An 18,212-nucleotide genomic window follows, 5' to 3' on the forward strand; every position below is an offset into this window, starting at 1 on the left:
CCTATCCACAGGGCGCCGCCGCGTGCGAATTTGCGCGTTAATACGGGGTTAGTCATAAAGCTGTCGCGGCTCCGACATAACGCAGGCCGATCATGATTCGCCCGGCGTGCAGATTTGCCGCCCGGCCAGTTTTTGGGGACAATTTTATGGTAGCCGGCACTACATCGACCGTTTTCATCAATGAAATCCATTACGATAATGACGGCGCGGATGTCGGCGAGTTTATCGAAATCGCCAATACCGAGGAACAGGATCTCACCGGTTGGACGATTGTCCTCTACAACGGCAATAATGGCGAATCCTACGCCACCATCGCGATCACCGGTTCGGCGCAGTTGATCGCGCTGGCGGCGGTAGGCATGCAGAACGGCGCGCCCGACGGGATCGCACTTGTGGATGCGATGGGCAATGTCGTGCAGTTCCTCTCCTACGAAGGCAGCTTCACGGCGACCAACGGCCCGGCTGTGGGCCTCACCAGCACCGATATCGGCGTTTCCGAAGTCGGCACGACCCCGGTCGGCCAGTCGCTCCAGTTGACGGGCACCGGCTCCACCTATGGCGATTTCACCTGGTCCGCGCCTGCTGCGGCAACGAGCGGGTCGGCGAATACGGGGCAGTCTTTCAGCACTGGAGGGGTTCCGAATGAAGCGCCGGTAGTGACGATCATACCGCCGGTGATTGGAGCCGTGACGGTTGGCGGGGAGTTTCTGGTCAACACCGAGGTTACAGACGCCCAGCGTGCAGCAGAGGTTACGGGCCTTGTGGGCGGCGGTTTTGTCGTAAGCTGGCAAACAGATGACATTGCGCAGGATGGCAGCGGTTTCGCGGTCAAGGCGCAGGTCTTTGATGCGACGGGCGCGAAGGTGGGCGCCGAGATCCTCGTCAACACGCAAGCCACAGTCAACCAGAGTACCCCCACGATCACCGGGTTATCGAACGGCGGTTTCGTTGTTAGCTGGTCAACCAATGATGGCACACAGGATGGCAGTGGTTCTGCGATCGCGGCGCAAGTGTTCGATGCGGCAGGTGCGAAGATCGGAGCGGAGTTTCTAGTCAACTCGCAAGTTGCGAATACGCAAGTGGAGCCTACGATTACAGGGCTCATAAATGGTGGTTTTGTTATCACCTGGTCAACCCTCGATTCCACACAAGACGGCAGCGGAACAGCGGTAAAGGCACAGGTCTTCGATGCAACCGGAACAAAAATTGGCGGCGAGTTCCTCGTCAATACGAGGGTGGTTGGCATCCAAAACCGCTCTAAGGTCGATAGCCTTGACGGCGGTGGTTTCGTAGTCACTTGGCTGGACCAGTTTGGCGACAGCAGCGACACCGCCATTAAAGCGCAGCTTTTCGATTCCGCAGGCGGAAAAATCGGCGGTGAATTTCTCGTCAATACCAAAGAGCGTTTCGGGCAATCAGACGCTACAGTCACCGGCTTGGTAGGCGGCGGGTTCGTGGTCAGCTGGATGACGAACGATTCAGCGGAAGATGGAAGCGGCAATGCCATAAAGGCGCAGGTTTTTGACGCCGCCGGCGCAAAAGTTGGTGCCGAATTCCTGGTCAATACAGAATCGGCAGGGAGCCAACTGTTAGCGAATATTGCGGGGCTCGAAGATGGCGGTTTTGTCGTCAGCTGGTATACCACCGATACTACTCAGGACGGCGATAGTACGGCGATAAAGGCGCAGGTGTTTGATGCCACAGGCGCGAAGGTTGGCGCCGAATTCCTTGTCAACAGCCAAGCAGCAGGAACCCAATTTGATGCCACCGCTGCAGGCCTTGAAGGTGGTGGTTTCGTAATCACTTGGGAAACAGATGATTCCACGCAGGATGGCAGCAACGCTGCAATCAAGGCACATGTGTTCGCCCCGGTGCGCGCCTTTAATGCAACCGAGCAGACCGCTCTCGACTTAAAAGGCACTGTCACAATCGCCGATCCTGATGCCGGTTCGGGCGTATTGACCGCGACGGTCTCGGTGGATTTCGGCGTGCTCGACATTTCCGTCGGCACCAGCGGTGTGACCATTGTCAGCGGCAACGGCACCGGCTCGGTGGTGGTCGAAGGCACGCTCGATCAGTTGAACGCGCTGTTTGGCAGCGATGCGACGAGCACGCTCACCTACACCGCTGATGGCGATGCTCCTCCCGCGAGTGTCAATTTCAGCGTCAGCGTGAATGATAATGGCAACACCGGATCGGGCGGCGCGCGGACGGGCAGCGCCAATCAAGCGATTGCGGTCACCGACACACCCGATCCAGGCATGTTCAGCATCGCCGATGCAAGCGTTGTCGAAGGCGATAGCGGCACCACCGATCTCACCTTTACAGTGACGCGCAACGCCGGATCGGCAGGCGCAGTTACCGTCGATTTTGAAGTCACTCTGGATGGCACGGCGAACGCCGCCGATGTCGGCGCTCTGCTGCCCTCGGGCCAGTTGAGCTTTGCCGACGGCGAGACGAGCAAAACCTTCACCGTCACCATCAATGGCGACACCGATATCGAGCCGGACGAGACCTTCTCCGCCACGCTCTCCAACGCCACCGGCGGGGCGACCATCAGCGCGACCGAAGGCAGCGCGACGGGCACGATCACCAATGACGACTTCGCGCCGCAAGGCCCGGCGACGGTGTTCATCAACGAAATCCATTACGACAATGCCGGAGCCGATGCGGGCGAGGCGGTGGAGATTGCCGGGCCTGCGGGTACCGATCTTACCGGCTGGACACTGCTTTTCTACAATGGCGGCGACGGCGCGGTCTATGCGACGATCAATCTGACCGGCACGATCCCCGATCAGGATGACGGCTTCGGCACGCTCGGCTTCACCCGCAGCGGCATCCAGAACGGTTCGCCCGACGGCTTCGCGCTGGTCGATCCGGCGGGCAATGTGGTGCAATTCCTGTCCTACGAAGGCACGCTGACCGCGACCTCCGGCGCAGCGGCTGGGCTGACCAGCGAGGATATCGGCGTTGTCGAAGATAGCGCGACGCCGCTCGGCTTCTCGCTCCAGCTTACCGGCAGCGGCAATATCTATGATGATTTCACCTGGGCGACCCCGCGCGATGACAATTTCGGCGCGGTGAATACCGGGCAGGATTTCCTCCCGGCCAATCCGGCGGGCGCGCTGTTCATCGATGACGCGAGCGTTATCGAAGGCGACAGCGGCACCTCGGCAATCACCTTCAACGTGTTCCGCGTCGGCGGCACCACCGGCGCAGTGACAGCGGATTTCGCAGTGCAATTCGGCACCGGGTTCACCGATGCCGATGCCAGCGACCTTTCCGGATCCACCAGCGGCACGGTGAGCTTCGCTGACGGCGAAACGTTCAAGACCATCACGGTCAATGTCTCCGGCGACACGGATGGCGAGCCCAACGAATTCTTCGACGTCGTGCTCAGCAATCCCACCGGCGGCGCCACTATCGGCGATGGCACCGCAGTCGGCACGATCGAAAACAACGATGCGCTGGTGCTGACAATCGGCGAGATCCAGGGTGCGGGCCACACCTCGCAATATGTCGGCAATGTGGTGACCACCAATGGGATCGTGACCGCCATCGCCAGCAACGGCTTTTATATGCAGGATGCAGGCGACGGGAACACCGCGACTTCGGACGCGATCTTTGTCTTCACCAGCACCGCGCCGACTGTCACCTTGGGCGACGGCGTAACTGTTGAGGGCACCGTCAGCGAGTTTCTGGCGGGCGGCGATACCGCAGGCCTGAGCACAACGCAGCTGACCAGCCCGACGATCACCGTTAATAGCACGGGCAATGCCTTGCCCGCAGCCGTGGTGATCGGCCCCAACGGCATTACCCCGCCGACCGAGACGATCGACGACGATCTGTTCGGCCTGTTCGATCCGGCGAGCGACGGCATCGACTTCTGGGAAAGCCTCGAAGGGATGCTCGTCACCATCGAGAACCCGGTGGCGGTGGACAGCACCAATGGGTTTGGCGAGCTGTGGACCGTGGCCAGCGACGGCGCGGGCAATCTGGACGCTAGCAATGTCTCGGCAGGCGGCTTTGTCGTCATCGATGGCGGCGCGGGCGGCCTCGGCACTTTCGATCAAGGCGCGGGTTCGGATTTCAACCCGGAACGCATCCAGATCGATGTCGCGGGCGAGTTGAACGGCGTGCTGTTCACCGTGCCCGATGTAACGCCCGGCACGCTGCTGGGTGATGTGACCGGCGTTGTCGCCTATGCTTTCGGCAATTACCAGGTGCAGCCGACCGCTGCGGTAACGGTTGTGGCTGCGGGCACCGGCACCGCCGAAACCACCGCGCTGGCGGGCGCGGCCAACCAGCTGACCGTGGCGACGTATAACGTCCTCAATCTCGACGTGAACGATGCCGATGGCGATGCAGACGTGGCCAATGGCCAGTTCGCCGCGATTGCTTTCGATATCGCCTCGAACCTCAGCAATCCCGATATCATCGTGCTGCAGGAAGTGCAGGATGATAGCGGCTCGGCAGATGATGGCACGGTGTCGGCCGCGCTGACGCTGGAGGCGCTGTCGGACGCGATCTTTGCCGAAAGCGGCGTGCGCTATTCGTGGTTCGACAATCCCTTCATCACCGATGGCCAGAGCGGCGGGCAGCCGGGCGGCAATATCCGCGTCGCCTTCCTCTACCGCGATGACCGGGTGGATTTCGATTCGACCACCGCCTTCACCATCACCGATCCGGACACAGGCGCGCTCGATGCAGCCTTCAGCGGCTCGCGTCCGCCGCTGGGCGCGGAATTCACGTTCAACGGCGAAACGATCACCGTGATCGGCAACCACTGGACGTCGAAAATCGGTTCCGACACCACCTTCAGCGCCAACCAGCTTCCCGCCAATGCGGGCGAATTGAGCCGCGCCGCGCAGGCGGCGGCGGTCAATGCCTATATCGACGCGCTGCTGGCCGCCGATGCGAATGCCAATGTGCTGGTGGCCGGGGACTTCAACGAATTCCATTTTGAAGACCCGATGGAAGTGCTGACAGGCGATCTCGATTTCGCCGGCGGTGCGACCAGCGCAGGCAGCGATGTGGTGCTGACCAACCTCACTTATCTGCTCCCGGTGGAAGAGCGGTATACCCTGTTGTTTGAAGGCAATGCGCAGCAGCTCGACCACATCCTCGTGACCAGCGGCTTGGCAGACGGCGCGGTCATCGACATCGTGCACACCAATTTCGTCGCCGGGCCGGGCGCGCGCGCGTCGGACCACGATCCGGTGCTCGTCCGCCTGAATGTTGGCACGCAGACCATTCTGGGCGACAAGTTCCGCAACACGCTGGTGGGCAATGACGGGGACGACATTATCTATGGCGGCCTGAGCCAGGACCGGATTGCGGGCGAAGGCGGGAACGATTTCATTAACGGCGGCCCAGGGCGGGATCTGATTTTTGGCGGGGCGGGTAATGACGTCCTGCGGGGCGGCAGCGAGACCGATTCGATCGATGGCGGCGATGGCAATGATATCATCTACGGCGACAAGGGAATGGACCGCTTGTTGGGCTGGACAGGCAATGATGTCATTTATGGCGGCAATCAGGATGACGTGCTTTCGGGCGGCGAGGGTGATGACCGCCTGTTCGGCGAGAACAATGCCGACCGGCTGTTCGGCGATGCGGGCAACGATTTGCTCGATGGCGGCAATGGTGCCGACTGGCTCGACGGCGGTGCGGGGATGGACACCCTTACCGGCGGGGTCGGGATCGATACATTCGTGCTCCATGCCGATGGCACGGCGGCGGATGCCGACACGATCACCGATTTCGGGCTGCTGTTCCCCTTCTATGACACTATCCTGATCGAAGGCGCGGAAGGCCGCACGATTACCGTGGTGCAGGACGGCGCGGATACGCTGATCGAGGCTGACGGTGTGCTGGTGGCGCGTGTGCTGGGCACGGTGGCAGCAGTGGTGGAAGCGGCGATCACCTATCCGCCGGCGGTCGCGGACAGTTTCGAGGAAAGCGCATCGCCCTATGCCGACATGGCCATCGTGCCGGTCGATCTGTTCGATCCGCTGGGCGGCACCCACTTCGCCTGACCCGCGATAGCCGCGCGCAAAAGCAGGGGAGCAAGCACAGGCTTGCTGCCCTTTTTGCTGTGTGAATTGACCGGAACCCGCATCCTGTGCCACGGCCTCTGACGAAGAGGAGAGCTGCACGAATGTCCGCCAATATCGCCGAAATGGAACGCCGCCGCGAAGCTGCCCGCATGGGCGGCGGGCAAAAGCGCATCGATGCGCAGCACGCCAAAGGCAAGCTGACCGCGCGCGAGCGGCTCGATGTGCTGCTCGACGAAGGCTCGTTCGAGGAACTCGACACCTATGTCGAGCATGACTGCATCGATTTCGGCATGGAAGCGACGCGCATTCCCGGCGATGGCGTCGTCACCGGCAGCGGCACGATCAACGGGCGATTGGTGTTCGTGTTCAGCCAGGATTTCACTGTGTTCGGTGGCAGCCTGTCGAAGCGCCATGCGGAGAAGATCTGCAAGGTGATGGACATGGCACTGAAAGTCGGTGCGCCGGTGATCGGCCTGAATGACAGCGGCGGCGCGCGGATTCAGGAGGGCGTCGCCAGCCTTGGCGGCTATGCCGAAGTGTTCCAGCGCAATGTGCTGGCGAGCGGCGTAGTGCCGCAGCTTAGCCTTATCATGGGGCCATGCGCGGGCGGCGCGGTGTATTCGCCCGCCATGACCGACTTCATCTTCATGGTGAAGGACAGCTCTTACATGTTCGTCACCGGCCCAGAAGTGGTGAAAACCGTCACCAATGAGGAAGTGACGCAGGAAGAACTCGGCGGCGCGGTGGTGCATACCACCAAGACCAGCGTCGCCGATCTCGCGCTCGAAAACGATATCGAAGCGCTGCTCGCCGCGCGCGAGCTGATGGGCTTCCTCCCCGCCTCCAACCAGTCCGAACTGCCCGAACTGCCCACCAGCGACCCGTGGGACAGGCTGGAAGACAGTCTCGACACGCTGATCCCCGCCAACGCCAATATGCCGTATGATATGCACGAGGTGATCGGCAAAGTGGTGGACGAGGGCACCTTCTTCGAAATCCAGCCCAAGCACGGCGCGAACATCATCACCGGCTTCGGGCGCATCGAGGGGCGACCCGTGGGCTTTGTCGCCAACCAGCCGATGGTGCTGGCGGGCGTGCTCGACATCAATGCGAGCCGCAAAGCCGCGCGCTTCGTGCGCTTCTGCGATGCCTTCAGCATTCCGATCGTGACGCTGGTGGACGTCCCCGGCTTCCTCCCCGGCACGGCGCAGGAGCATAACGGTATTATCAAGCACGGCGCGAAACTGCTCTTCGCCTATGCCGAGGCGACCGTGCCCAAAATCACGATCATCACGAGGAAAGCCTATGGCGGTGCCTATGACGTGATGGCGAGCAAGCATTTGCGCGGAGATTTGAACTACGCCTGGCCGACGGCGGAGATCGCGGTGATGGGCGCGAAGGGCGCGGTGGAGATCATTTTCCGCTCCGAACGCGGCGATGCCGAGAAGATCGCCGAGAAAACCCGCGAATATGAAGAGCGCTTCGCCAACCCGTTTGTGGCGGCGTCACGCGGCTATATCGACGAGGTAATCCACCCGCACTCAACCCGGCGGCGGATTGCGCTGGGGCTGCGGAAACTGCGGGGGAAGGTGCTGGAGAACCCGTGGAAGAAGCATGATAATTTGCCGTTGTGATCTTGGGGATAAAACCAATGTTAACTGCTGATATGATCGCCATGTTTGCACTTTTAGTGTCAATTTTAAGTGCGATGGGCTCTTTTTACTATTCTCAAAAAGCAATAGTGATCGCTGAAGATGCCAAACGCATGGAATCGGAATCGTGGATTTTTAATACACTGATGGAACTCAGGAAATTTACAGAGATGCATAGCCAGAGCAAATTTGATCTTGCAAGCAAGTATATGGAGCAAAAAACTTCTGGAGCAGGCGCTGAGTATCTGCAGAGCATGATCAATGAAGGAAGTGCATTGGATGTTGCATACTATGAACGAGTGCGTGGTTTCAGGTCAGTTCTGGGGAATGACGTGTCGGCAAAAATTGACCAAATTGAAAAACTATCCAGTTCAATTGCTTCGTCGGATCAAATAAAATCACAGTTCTATGAATGTCTCGAAGATTTGCATAGAGTTGTACGGAGTGAGATCGAACCGAAAATTGCAGAAATTCTTAAGCGAAACAAGGAAAGAGCTTTTAGATGAAACTAGGCCGTCTCAACCACATCGGGGTCGCTACCGGAAAGCCCCTCCCCTTCAGGGGAGGGGTTGGGGTGGGGGCCTTCAATCGGGCGCGGCGCCTGTTGCTCGCCCCCACCCCCGGCCCCTCCCCTGAAGGGGAGGGGGGGCGATGAAACTCGGACGCCTCAACCACATCGGTATCGCCACGCCCTCCATCGAGGAATCCATCGCGTTCTACCGCGACGTCATGGGCGCGACGACTATCCACGCTCCGTTCGATCTGGAGGCGCAGGGAGTGAAAGTGTGCTTTATCGACACGCCGGGCCTCGATAGCACCCAAGGCACCCAGATCGAGCTGATCGAGCCGCTCTCCGATGCTTCCCCCATCGCGTCCTTTCTGGCCAAGAACCCGGCGGGTGGGCAGCATCATGTCTGTTTCGAGGTCGAAGATATTGCCGAAGCGCGCGCGTGGTTCGAGGAGCAGGGCAAGCGCATCCTCGGCCCCACGCGGCTGGGCGCGCACGGGACGCCGATCTTCTTCGTCCATCCCAAAGACATGATGGGCCAGCTGACCGAGATCATGGAAACGCCCAAGGATGGCGCGCATTGGTCGAACTGATGCGCTAGTTATATCTCCCCGTTCGTCCTGAGCTTGTCGAAGGACTGCTTTTTCTTCGGGCGCGGGGACCAAAAAGGAAAGACAGCCCTTCGACAAGCTCAGGGCAATCGGATTTATTTATGAGTGAAAAGCCGACAAAATCAGACTGGCACGAAAAGGCTGCCAAGGAAGTCAAAGGCCGTGACCTGACCTGGCACACGCCCGAGGGCATCGCCGTGCAGCCGCTCTACACGGCAGCGGACGCGCCTGCGGAGCCTGCCATGCCGGGGTTCGAGCCGTTCACGCGCGGCCCCTATGCCTCGATGTATACCGGCCGCCCGTGGACGATCCGGCAATATGCAGGCTTCTCCACCGCCGAGGAATCGAACGCCTTCTACCGCCGGAATCTGGCGGCAGGCCAGAAGGGGCTGAGCGTCGCGTTCGATCTCGCTACCCACCGGGGTTATGACAGCGATCACCCGCGCGTTGTTGGCGATGTCGGCAAGGCGGGCGTCGCCATCGATACCGTGCGCGATATGGAAATCCTGTTCGACTCTATCCCGCTCGATGAAATGTCCGTCTCCATGACGATGAACGGCGCGGTCATTCCGGTGATGGCGTTCTATATCGTCGCGGCGGAGCGTTCTGGCGTGAGCGCGGACAAGCTCAGCGGCACGATCCAGAACGACATCCTCAAAGAGTTCATGGTGCGCAACACCTACATCTATCCGCCCGAGCCATCGATGCGGATCGTCAGCGACATTATCGCCTACACCAGCGCGCATATGCCGCGTTTCAACAGCATCTCGATCAGCGGCTACCATATGCACGAGGCGGGGGCGACGGCGGTGCAGGAGCTGGCCTTCACCATTGCCGACGGCAAGGAATATGCGAAGCGCGCCATGGCCACCGGCCTCGATATCGACGCCTTCGCGCCGCGCCTCAGCTTCTTCTGGGGCATCGGCATGAATTTCTTCATGGAAATCGCCAAGATGCGCGCCGCGCGCACTTTGTGGCACGAGGTGATGACCGAATTGGGCGCGAAGGACCCCAAGTCGAAGATGCTGCGCACCCATTGCCAGACGAGCGGCGTGAGCTTGCAGGAGCAAGACCCCTACAACAACGTTATCCGCACCACGCTGGAGGCGCTCTCGGCAGTGCTGGGCGGCACGCAGTCGCTGCACACCAATGCGCTGGACGAGGCCATCGCGCTCCCCACCGACTTCTCCGCCCGTATCGCCCGCAACACGCAGCTGATTCTGCAAGAGGAATCGGGCGTGTGCAACGTTGCTGATCCGCTGGGCGGTTCCTACTATATCGAGGCGCTGACCGCCGAGATCACCGAGAAGGCCCGGGCGCTGATTGCCGAAGTCGACGCGGCAGGCGGGATGACCGCCTATGTCGCATCCGGCGCGCCCAAGGCGGCGATTGAAAGCGCGGCGGCGGAAAAGCAGGCGCGGATCGACAAGGGCGAGACGGTGATTGTGGGCGTGAACAAATACCGCCTTGCCGAGGAAGCCGCGCTCGACACGCTCGATATCGACAACCATGCGGTGCGCCAGAGCCAGATCGCGCGGCTCGAAGCAGTGCGGCAGGGGCGCGATGAGGCAGCGTGCCGCGCGGCGCTGGAACGGCTTACGGAAGTAGCCACTCAAAACCCCGTTCGCCCTGAGCCTGTCGAAGGGCTGTCCTTGTCTTCGGAAGAAAAGGGCAGGGCTTCGACAAGCTCAGCCCAGTCGGATTTAGAGAACAATTTGCTGGCAGCGGCCGTCGAAGCTGCGCGCCATGATGCGACTTTGGGCGAGATTTCCTCCGCGATGGAAGCCGCCTTTGGCCGTTACGACACCGTGCCCACCCCCGTAAAAGGCATTTACGCTGCCGCTTACGAAGGCGATGCGCGATACGCGCAAGTGGTCGCGGGCGTGGAGGCGGTGGCGCGGCGGCTGGGCCGCACCCCGCGTCTGCTGGTCGCCAAAATGGGGCAGGACGGGCATGATCGCGGGGCGAATGTAATCGCTTCCGCCTTTGCCGATATGGGCTTCGATGTGCTGTCGGGCCCGCTGTTCCAGACGCCCGAAGAAACCGCACAAATGGCGCTGGACAACCAGGTGGACGCGGTGGGCGCGAGCTCGCTCGCGGCAGGGCACAAAACGCTGATCCCCGAACTGATCCGCCATCTGCGCGATGCGGGCCGCGCGGATATCAAAGTGGTGGCAGGCGGCGTGATCCCGCCGCAGGACTATGATTTCCTCAAATCCGCAGGCGTGCAGGGCATTTACGGCCCCGGCACCAATGTGGTGGAAGCCGCCGCCGATATGCTGCGCCTGCTCGGCCACAATATGCCGCCAGCAGGGGAAGAGGTGGAGTGAACAAACCCCTCACCATCCGCTCGGTGCTGCTGACACTCGTGTTGCTCCCGACATCCTGTGTGGCGGGGAGCATGGCGGCGGAGCGAGCGGCTTTGCGCCTCGACGGCCACATCGTTTACGACGGCCCGCTCTGGTACGAGAACGTGCTATGGCTCACAGCGCTGGGGCTGATGCTAGTCTGGGCATGGGCGATCAAACGCTTGTGGGGGGGGGAGAAGTGAGTTTTTCCGAACCGACGGAGTTGACTGGCTGGCGCAAAGCTATCGTGGCTGGTCTTTTCGTATTGGCTATACTGATGCTTCCACTTGGTTTCTTGGCTTGGAGCTTCGGAAGCTGTCCTGCTTTTGCCTCTCCTGCCTGTGAGCCACCATCCGCCTTCCGGCAATTGCTTTTGTTTCCGGGCGTATCACTTGTTCTGTTTGCTTCCGCTTTTTGGCTCAGGCGCTATTTCAAACGGCTGTGCGAGGGGCAGAGGTGAGGATAACAGCCTGCTTCGCTGCCGCATCTATGGTTCTGGCAGGCTGTCAACCGGAGACAGCTTCGCAAACGACGTCGCTGGTGCCCTCTTCAGAGGTCAGGCCGGAAGAGCCAATTGAAAGCCAAGGCGCCGATCCTTGCAGAGATCAACAGTCCAATCTCGAATACTCCAATTGCTGGCTGGCCCGAGGTGCCGAAGCGCGCTCGGAGGTTGATATTGCGTTTGAGCGTGCACGACAGGCAGCACAAGAAACGGACGAGTTAGAGAGCTGGGGTTCGCAAACAGAAGCCACTCGACATTGGTTGAACGACGAACTCGCAAACTCACAAGCTGATTGGGCCGCTTTCTTTGAGCATCAGTGCGAACTGGAGCGACGCATTGCCCGGGGTGGCACTGGAAGTCGGGCGCTGCTTGCAAAATGCCAAGAACGACTGAGCAACCAAAGAATTGCCGAACTCGACGAATTTCAATCAATGATTAGTGGGCCTCGCTGAATGTTCAAAAAGATCCTCATAGCCAATCGCGGCGAAATCGCGTGCCGGGTTATCAAGACCGCGCGGCGCATGGGCATTGCCACGGTCGCGGTCTATTCCGATGCCGATGCGCGCGCGCCGTTCGTCGCGATGGCGGACGAGGCGGTGCATATCGGCCCCTCGCCTGCCAGCGAAAGCTATCTGGTGGCCGACAAGATCATCGCCGCGTGCAAGCAGACCGGCGCGGAGGCGGTGCATCCGGGCTATGGCTTCCTGTCCGAACGCGCCAGCTTTGTCGAGGCGCTCGCGGCAGAAGGCATCGCCTTTATCGGCCCGCCCGCCAGCGCGATTGCGGCGATGGGGGACAAGATCGAGAGCAAAAAGCTCGCCAAGGCGGCCGGCGTCAACACCGTTCCCGGCTCCCCCGATGCGATCGATACGACCGAGGAGGCGCTGACCGTTTCCAACGAAATCGGCTATCCGGTGATGATGAAGGCCAGCGCTGGCGGCGGCGGCAAGGGGATGCGGCTCGCGTGGAACGATCAGGATGTGAAAGACGGGTTCGAAGCGACCAAGCGCGAGGGGCTCAACAGCTTTGGCGATGACCGTGTTTTCATCGAGAAGTTCATCCTCGATCCGCGCCATATCGAGATTCAGGTGCTCGGCGACCAGCACGGCAATGTGCTCTATCTGAACGAGCGCGAATGCAGCATCCAGCGCCGCCACCAGAAGGTGGTGGAGGAAGCGCCCAGCCCCTTTGTCACTCCCGAAATGCGCCGCAAAATGGGCGAGCAGGCGGTCGCGTTGTCCAAGGCTGTGGGATACCATTCGGCGGGCACGGTGGAACTGATCGTTAGCGGCGCAGACCCGACGGGGGAGAGCTTCTACTTCCTCGAAATGAACACCCGCCTGCAGGTGGAGCATCCCGTTACCGAGGCCATTACCGGCATTGATCTGGTCGAACAGATGATCCGCGTGGCGGCGGGCGAGAAGCTGGCGATGACGCAGGCGGATATCGGCATCAACGGCTGGGCAATCGAGAACCGCGTCTATGCCGAAGACCCCTATCGCGGCTTCCTCCCGAGCACCGGGCGGCTGGTGCGGCTGCGGTTTCCGGAAGCGAGCGAGTTTGGCCCGCCCGTTCCCTCTCCCCTTGCGGGAGAGGGAGGAGCGCCGTCAGGCGCGGAGGGAGAGGGGTCGGCGACGCCAGTCGCCGCTGACGCGGCGAACCCCTCCCCCAACCCCCTCCCGCAAGGGGAGGGGGCGCAAGGCTACATCCGCATCGACAGCGGCGTGGCCGAAGGCGGCGAGGTTTCGATCTTCTACGATCCGATGATTGCCAAGCTGGTGACATGGGCACCCACGCGCGACGAAGCGGCGGATTTGCAGATCGCCGCGCTCGACCGGATCGAGCTCGACGGGCTCGGCCACAATGTCGATTTCCTTAGCGCGCTGATGCAGCATCCGCGCTTCCGCAGCGGGGAACTCACCACCGGCTTTATCGCCGAGGAATATCCCGACGGGTTCACCGGCGCGGCGACGATGGATGAGACCAAGCGCGTGCTGGCGGCGGTAGCCGGGGTGATCGCCACCGCCGATGCCGACCGCGCGCGGCAGATTTCCGATCAGCTCGATAGCCCGCTGCCGCCCCCCGGCGACTGGACGGTGCGGCTGGGGGATACCGATCATACGGTGTCGCTTGGCGAACACGGCCTGCTGGTCGATGGCGCGCCGGTCGTGCTGGAATTCACCTATACGCCGGGTGACCGGATGGTTGATGTGGAGGTGTTCGCCAGCACCGATGCGGACGCCGATCCCGTCGCCAGCTACGGCATCCGCATCGCCCGCACCCGCACCGGCTATCGTATGACGACCCACGGCGCGAGCCATGATCTGCGCGTGTTGGAGGCGCGGCTGGCCGAGCACGCGGGACACATGATCGAAAAACTGCCGCCCGACACTTCCAAGCTGCTGCTCTGCCCGATGCCCGGCCTGCTGGTGAAGCTGCATGTGGGCGCGAGCGAGGACGTCCAGCCCGGCCAGCCGCTCGCCACGGTGGAAGCGATGAAGATGGAGAACATCCTGCGCGCCGAGAAGGCGGGGACGGTGGCCAGCATCAACGCTTCCGAGGGTGAAACGCTGGTGGTGGATGCGGTGATTTTGGAGCTGGAGTAGGATGGGGCAGTGGGGAGTAGGGAGTAGGCAGTAGGCAGTAGGGGGAGCAACCAAAACTCCCCTTCCCTTGGGGGAAGGGGTTGGGGGATGGGGGTTGCCACGCCCGATAATCGAACCCAGCAATCCCACCCCGCTGCGACTAAGCCTCACCTGCGGTTCGGCAAGTCTCGCTGCCCCTCCCTCACGGGAGGGGTGTGATGCCTACTTCCCCTTGAAGTCCGGCATCCGCTTGTGGATGAAGGCCATCACGCCCTCCATAAAGTCGTGCGTGCGGCCCGCCACAGTCTGGTTCGCTGCCTCCGCCGCCAGCGCCCCTTCGAAGCCGCTGTCGAGCGCTGCGGTCGCTTGCTTGCGGATCATCCCCAGCGCCCGCGTCGGCATTTTGGCGAGCTTGCCTGTGACCTTGGCGACTTCGGCTTCGAATGCCCCGTCATCCACCACGCGCGCGATCAGGCCCAGCCGTGCCGCTTCTTCCGCGGGCATGGCTTCGGCGAGCAGCATCATTTCCAAGGCCTTGGCGCGGCCGATCGATTTCGCCAGCAGCCAGGTCGTCCCCGCATCGGGTACCAGGCCGATCCGTGCGAAGGCGCAAATCAGCTCTGCCGAGCGCGCCGCGATCACGATATCGCCCATCAGCGCAAAGCCCAGCCCCGCGCCCGCCGCCACGCCGTTCATCGCGGTAACGATAGGCACATCGCAATCGGCCATGGCGCGCGCGACCGGCTCGTAATATTCCTGCAGCACCGCACCCAGATCATCGCCGATAATTCCGTCCGGCCCCAGCCGCGCGCCGGTGCAAAAGGCGCGGCCCGAACCGGTAAAGATGATGCAGCGCGCGCCGTCTTCCTGCGCGCGGGCGAAGGCGGGTGGCAGGCCGGTGAGCATCGATGGCGAGAGCGAATTGAGCTTGTCCGGCGCGTTCAGCGTGATCGTCGCGATGTCGTTTTCGAAACTGTAGAGTAGGTCGTCGGCCATCGGATATTCTCTCCCTTTGGTGCCCGCGATAACGGCTTTATCCCGCCTTGGCGATGGTTTCCTGCGCGGATACTTGCGCCCGTCCGCGCAACATGGTTTGGCGCTTTACAACGAATATTTGCGTGAGAGAGATTCCCTATGGCTTACGAAACCATCACCGTCGAAACGCAGGGCGCGGTTACGCTGATTACGCTCAACCGGCCCGAGGCCCTGAACGCGCTGTCGAGCACAGTTCTCGCCGAACTGATGTGCGCCTTCACCGGCTTTGAAGCCGATGACAGCCAGCATTGCGCGGTGGTGACGGGTTCGGGCGACAAGGCCTTTGCCGCAGGCGCCGATATCAAGGAAATGGCCGACAAGCCTGCCGCCGATTTCTATCTGGAGGATTTCTTCTCCGGCTGGAACACGATGACCGCGAATACCCGCAAGCCGTGGATCGCGGCGGTCAACGGCTTTGCGCTGGGCGGCGGGTGCGAGCTGGCGATGATGGCGGATTTCATTATCGCATCCGAAAACGCCAAATTCGGCCAGCCGGAAATCAAGCTGGGCGTCGCGCCCGGCATGGGTGGCAGCCAGCGCCTGACCCGCGCGGTGGGCAAGGCAAAGGCGATGGATCTGTGCCTGACGGGCCGGATGATGGATGCGACCGAAGCCGAACGCGCAGGCCTCGTGGCCCGTGTCGTGCCGCACGAGCAGCTGATGGCAGAGGCGATGAAGGCGGCGGAGACGATCGCCGCGATGCCGCTGATGGCGGCGATGGTGAACAAGGAAATGGTCAATGCCGCCTATGAGGCGACGCTGTCCCAGGGCCTGACGCATGAGCGCCGCCTGTTCCAAATCCTAACCGCCACCGAAGACAAGATGGAAGGCATGAAGGCCTTCGTCGAAAAGCGCCCGGCGAACTGGAAGGGCCGGTAAGCGCCGCTTGCATTGCGCCGCCTTGCCCGCCTAGGGCACGGCAACAACACACACAAAAAACGGGTAGAGGCCATGCGACAGATCGATCATTTCATCCAGGGCTATGCAGGCAGCGGCGCGGGGGTGCGCAAGCATTCCATCTGGAACCCCTCCACCGGCGAAGTGCAGGCCGAAGTCGCGCTGGGCGATGCGTCGGTGCTCGAAGCGGCGATTGCCAATGCGAAGCGGGTGCAGCCCGAATGGGCGGCGACCAATCCGCAAAAGCGCGCGCGGGTGATGTTCGAATTCAAGCGGCTGGTGGAAGCCAACAAGCAGGCGCTCGCCGAACTGCTCGCCAGCGAACACGGCAAAGTCGTCGACGATGCGCATGGCGATATCCAGCGCGGGCTCGAAGTGATCGAATTTGCTTGTGGCATCCCGCAGGCGCTTAAGGGTGAATACACCAATGGCGCGGGGCCGGGTATCGATGTCTATTCGATGCGCCAGCCGCTCGGCATTGGCGCGGGGATTACCCCGTTCAACTTCCCCGCGATGATCCCGATGTGGATGTTCGGCATGGCGATTGCGGCGGGCAATGCCTTTATCCTCAAACCGTCGGAGCGTGATCCCTCCGTCCCCGTGCGGCTGGCCGAATTGTTCGTGGAAGCAGGCGCGCCCGAAGGCCTCTTGCAAGTCGTCCATGGCGACAAGGAAATGGTCGACGCGATCCTCGATCATCCAGCGATTGCGGCGATCAGCTTTGTCGGTTCCTCCGACATCGCGCATTATATCTACAGCCGCGGCACCGCGAACAACAAGCGCGTGCAGGCCTTTGGCGGGGCGAAGAACCACGGCATCGTGATGCCCGACGCCGATCTCGACCAGGTGGTGAACGATCTGGCGGGCGCGGCTTTCGGTTCGGCGGGCGAACGCTGCATGGCGCTGCCGGTGGTGGTGCCGGTGGGCGAGGACACCGCGAATGCGCTGCGCGCCAAGCTGATCCCCGCGATCAACGCGCTGCGCGTGGGTGTCTCCAACGATCCCGAGGCGCATTACGGCCCCGTCGTCACGCCCGAACACAAGGCCCGCGTCGAAGGCTGGATCAGCACGGCGGAAGCCGAGGGCGGGGAGATCGTGATCGACGGTCGCGGCTTCACGCTGCAGGGCCACGAAAACGGCTTCTTCGTCGGCCCGACGCTGATCGACCATGTCACGCCCGACATGGAAAGCTACAAGGAAGAGATTTTCGGCCCCGTGCTGCAAATGGTGCGCGCGAAGGATTTCGAGGAGGCGCTGCGTCTGCCGAGCGAACACCAATACGGCAATGGCGTGGCCATCTTCACCCGCAACGGCCACGCCGCGCGCGAATTTGCCCACCGCGTGAATGTCGGCATGGTCGGCATCAACGTGCCGATCCCGGTGCCGGTCGCTTATCACAGCTTTGGCGGCTGGAAGCGCTCGGGCTTCGGCGATATCGACCAATACGGCATGGAAGGCCTGCGCTTCTGGACCAAGACGAAAAAGATCACCCAGCGCTGGCCCGATGGCGGCGGCGACGGCTCGAACGCCTTCCTCATCCCGACGATGGGTTAAGCGGGTGGCAAGCCAGGCGGTTCTAGCGATCTGGCGAATGGGGAGGACATGGCGATGATCTCTGCGCTTTGGAAATCGGGGGCGTGCCTGGCAACGGCGCTCGCCTCCACCTGCTTTGCGAGCGCAGCCATGGCGCAAGAGGCGACCCCGCTCGGTGCAATCCCCGAGGCATTCCACGGCGAATGGGGGCATCGGGGCGACTGCGCGGTGCCGCTGGTCATCACGGCAGAGGAGGCCAGCCGCGAGGGCGCGGCACCGCTCTATCCGCGTGAGGCGCAGGGCCGCGATCTGATCGTGCTGGCGCGCGTGCCCGATCTGAATGATCCCGACGCCGATGAAGGCATCGCTTTGCGCCTTGTTGCGGATGATGTGCTGCATTTCGGCGCGCTTGAAGCGCCCATCGCGCTGATCCTTGAGCGGTGCGTGGAACCTGAGATGCCGCCGCTGTGAGGTGCGGGCAG

The 18,212-nt window shown here is 61.9% G+C and carries 12 protein-coding genes; 11 read left to right on the plus strand and 1 reads right to left on the minus strand.

Annotated elements, in window-relative coordinates:
• Positions 1-146: 146 nt before the first annotated feature.
• The 8 genes from GC121_RS06805 (at position 147) to GC121_RS06850 (ending at position 14,286) form a co-directional block, all read left to right on the plus strand.
• Positions 147-6,038, plus strand: coding sequence for a lamin tail domain-containing protein (locus GC121_RS06805; protein WP_151973364.1), 5,892 nt, complete (start codon positions 147-149; stop codon positions 6,036-6,038).
• A 122-nt stretch (positions 6,039-6,160) separates the two neighbouring features.
• Positions 6,161-7,693 (plus strand): acyl-CoA carboxylase subunit beta, encoded by a 1,533-nt coding sequence (locus GC121_RS06810; protein ID WP_151973365.1) that lies wholly within the window; start codon positions 6,161-6,163, stop codon positions 7,691-7,693.
• A 17-nt stretch (positions 7,694-7,710) separates the two neighbouring features.
• Positions 7,711-8,217, plus strand: a complete 507-nt coding sequence (locus tag GC121_RS06815) for a hypothetical protein (RefSeq protein ID WP_151973366.1) — start codon at positions 7,711-7,713, stop codon at positions 8,215-8,217.
• Positions 8,218-8,362: 145 nt separating this feature from the next.
• Positions 8,363-8,812, plus strand: a complete 450-nt coding sequence (gene mce / locus GC121_RS06825; protein ID WP_151973367.1) for a methylmalonyl-CoA epimerase — start codon at positions 8,363-8,365, stop codon at positions 8,810-8,812.
• Between the two features lie 119 nt (positions 8,813-8,931).
• Complete coding sequence (gene scpA, locus GC121_RS06830) at positions 8,932-11,160, plus strand: methylmalonyl-CoA mutase (protein WP_151973368.1); 2,229 nt, start codon at positions 8,932-8,934, stop codon at positions 11,158-11,160.
• Positions 11,157-11,381 (plus strand): hypothetical protein, encoded by a 225-nt coding sequence (locus GC121_RS06835; RefSeq protein WP_151973369.1) that lies wholly within the window; start codon positions 11,157-11,159, stop codon positions 11,379-11,381. The genes scpA and GC121_RS06835 overlap by 4 nt, the downstream gene beginning before the upstream one ends.
• A gap of 286 nt (positions 11,382-11,667) precedes the next feature.
• The gene (locus GC121_RS06845) at positions 11,668-12,132 is read left to right on the plus strand and encodes a lysozyme inhibitor LprI family protein (protein ID WP_151973371.1); all 465 of its coding nucleotides are present in this window, start codon (positions 11,668-11,670) and stop codon (positions 12,130-12,132) included.
• Positions 12,133-14,286 carry an acetyl/propionyl/methylcrotonyl-CoA carboxylase subunit alpha gene (locus GC121_RS06850; RefSeq protein ID WP_151973372.1) on the plus strand — a complete coding sequence of 718 codons (2,154 nt, stop codon included), beginning with the start codon at positions 12,133-12,135 and terminating at the stop codon, positions 14,284-14,286.
• 201 nt (positions 14,287-14,487) lie between these two features.
• Here GC121_RS06850 and GC121_RS06855 read toward each other — a convergent pair whose 3' ends face one another.
• The gene (locus tag GC121_RS06855; protein WP_151973373.1) at positions 14,488-15,261 is read right to left on the minus strand and encodes an enoyl-CoA hydratase-related protein; all 774 of its coding nucleotides are present in this window, start codon (positions 15,259-15,261) and stop codon (positions 14,488-14,490) included.
• 138 nt (positions 15,262-15,399) lie between these two features.
• On the opposite strand from GC121_RS06855, the gene GC121_RS06860 reads away from it, so the two are divergent.
• The 3 genes from GC121_RS06860 to GC121_RS06870 all read left to right on the plus strand — a co-directional run bounded on the left by GC121_RS06860 (position 15,400) and on the right by GC121_RS06870 (position 18,201).
• Positions 15,400-16,179: an enoyl-CoA hydratase-related protein gene (locus GC121_RS06860; RefSeq protein WP_151973374.1), complete on the plus strand. Its 780-nt coding sequence runs from the start codon at positions 15,400-15,402 to the stop codon at positions 16,177-16,179.
• 72 nt (positions 16,180-16,251) lie between these two features.
• Positions 16,252-17,751, plus strand: a complete 1,500-nt coding sequence (locus GC121_RS06865) for a CoA-acylating methylmalonate-semialdehyde dehydrogenase (RefSeq protein WP_151973375.1) — start codon at positions 16,252-16,254, stop codon at positions 17,749-17,751.
• Between the two features lie 54 nt (positions 17,752-17,805).
• A complete protein-coding gene (locus GC121_RS06870) occupies positions 17,806-18,201 on the plus strand; it encodes a hypothetical protein (protein ID WP_151973376.1) in 396 nt (131 codons plus the stop codon).
• Positions 18,202-18,212: the final 11 nt, after the last annotated feature.

The sequence above is a fragment of the Erythrobacter sp. EC-HK427 genome (assembly GCF_902498745.1).
Classification (GTDB): Bacteria; Pseudomonadota; Alphaproteobacteria; order Sphingomonadales; family Sphingomonadaceae; genus Alteraurantiacibacter.

Bases quoted from the DNA above. Each gene is read 5' to 3' on its own strand.
- GC121_RS06805 (WP_151973364.1), top strand. From the start codon at position 147: ATGGTAGCCGGCACTACATCGACCGTTTTCATCAATGAAATCCATTAC.
- GC121_RS06810 (WP_151973365.1), top strand. From the start codon at position 6,161: ATGTCCGCCAATATCGCCGAAATGGAACGCCGCCGCGAAGCTGCCCGC.
- GC121_RS06815 (WP_151973366.1), top strand. From the start codon at position 7,711: ATGTTAACTGCTGATATGATCGCCATGTTTGCACTTTTAGTGTCAATT.
- mce (WP_151973367.1), top strand. From the start codon at position 8,363: ATGAAACTCGGACGCCTCAACCACATCGGTATCGCCACGCCCTCCATC.
- scpA (WP_151973368.1), top strand. From the start codon at position 8,932: ATGAGTGAAAAGCCGACAAAATCAGACTGGCACGAAAAGGCTGCCAAG.
- GC121_RS06845 (WP_151973371.1), top strand. From the start codon at position 11,668: ATGGTTCTGGCAGGCTGTCAACCGGAGACAGCTTCGCAAACGACGTCG.
- GC121_RS06850 (WP_151973372.1), top strand. From the start codon at position 12,133: ATGTTCAAAAAGATCCTCATAGCCAATCGCGGCGAAATCGCGTGCCGG.
- GC121_RS06855 (WP_151973373.1), bottom strand. From the start codon at position 15,261: ATGGCCGACGACCTACTCTACAGTTTCGAAAACGACATCGCGACGATC.
- GC121_RS06860 (WP_151973374.1), top strand. From the start codon at position 15,400: ATGGCTTACGAAACCATCACCGTCGAAACGCAGGGCGCGGTTACGCTG.
- GC121_RS06865 (WP_151973375.1), top strand. From the start codon at position 16,252: ATGCGACAGATCGATCATTTCATCCAGGGCTATGCAGGCAGCGGCGCG.
- GC121_RS06870 (WP_151973376.1), top strand. From the start codon at position 17,806: ATGATCTCTGCGCTTTGGAAATCGGGGGCGTGCCTGGCAACGGCGCTC.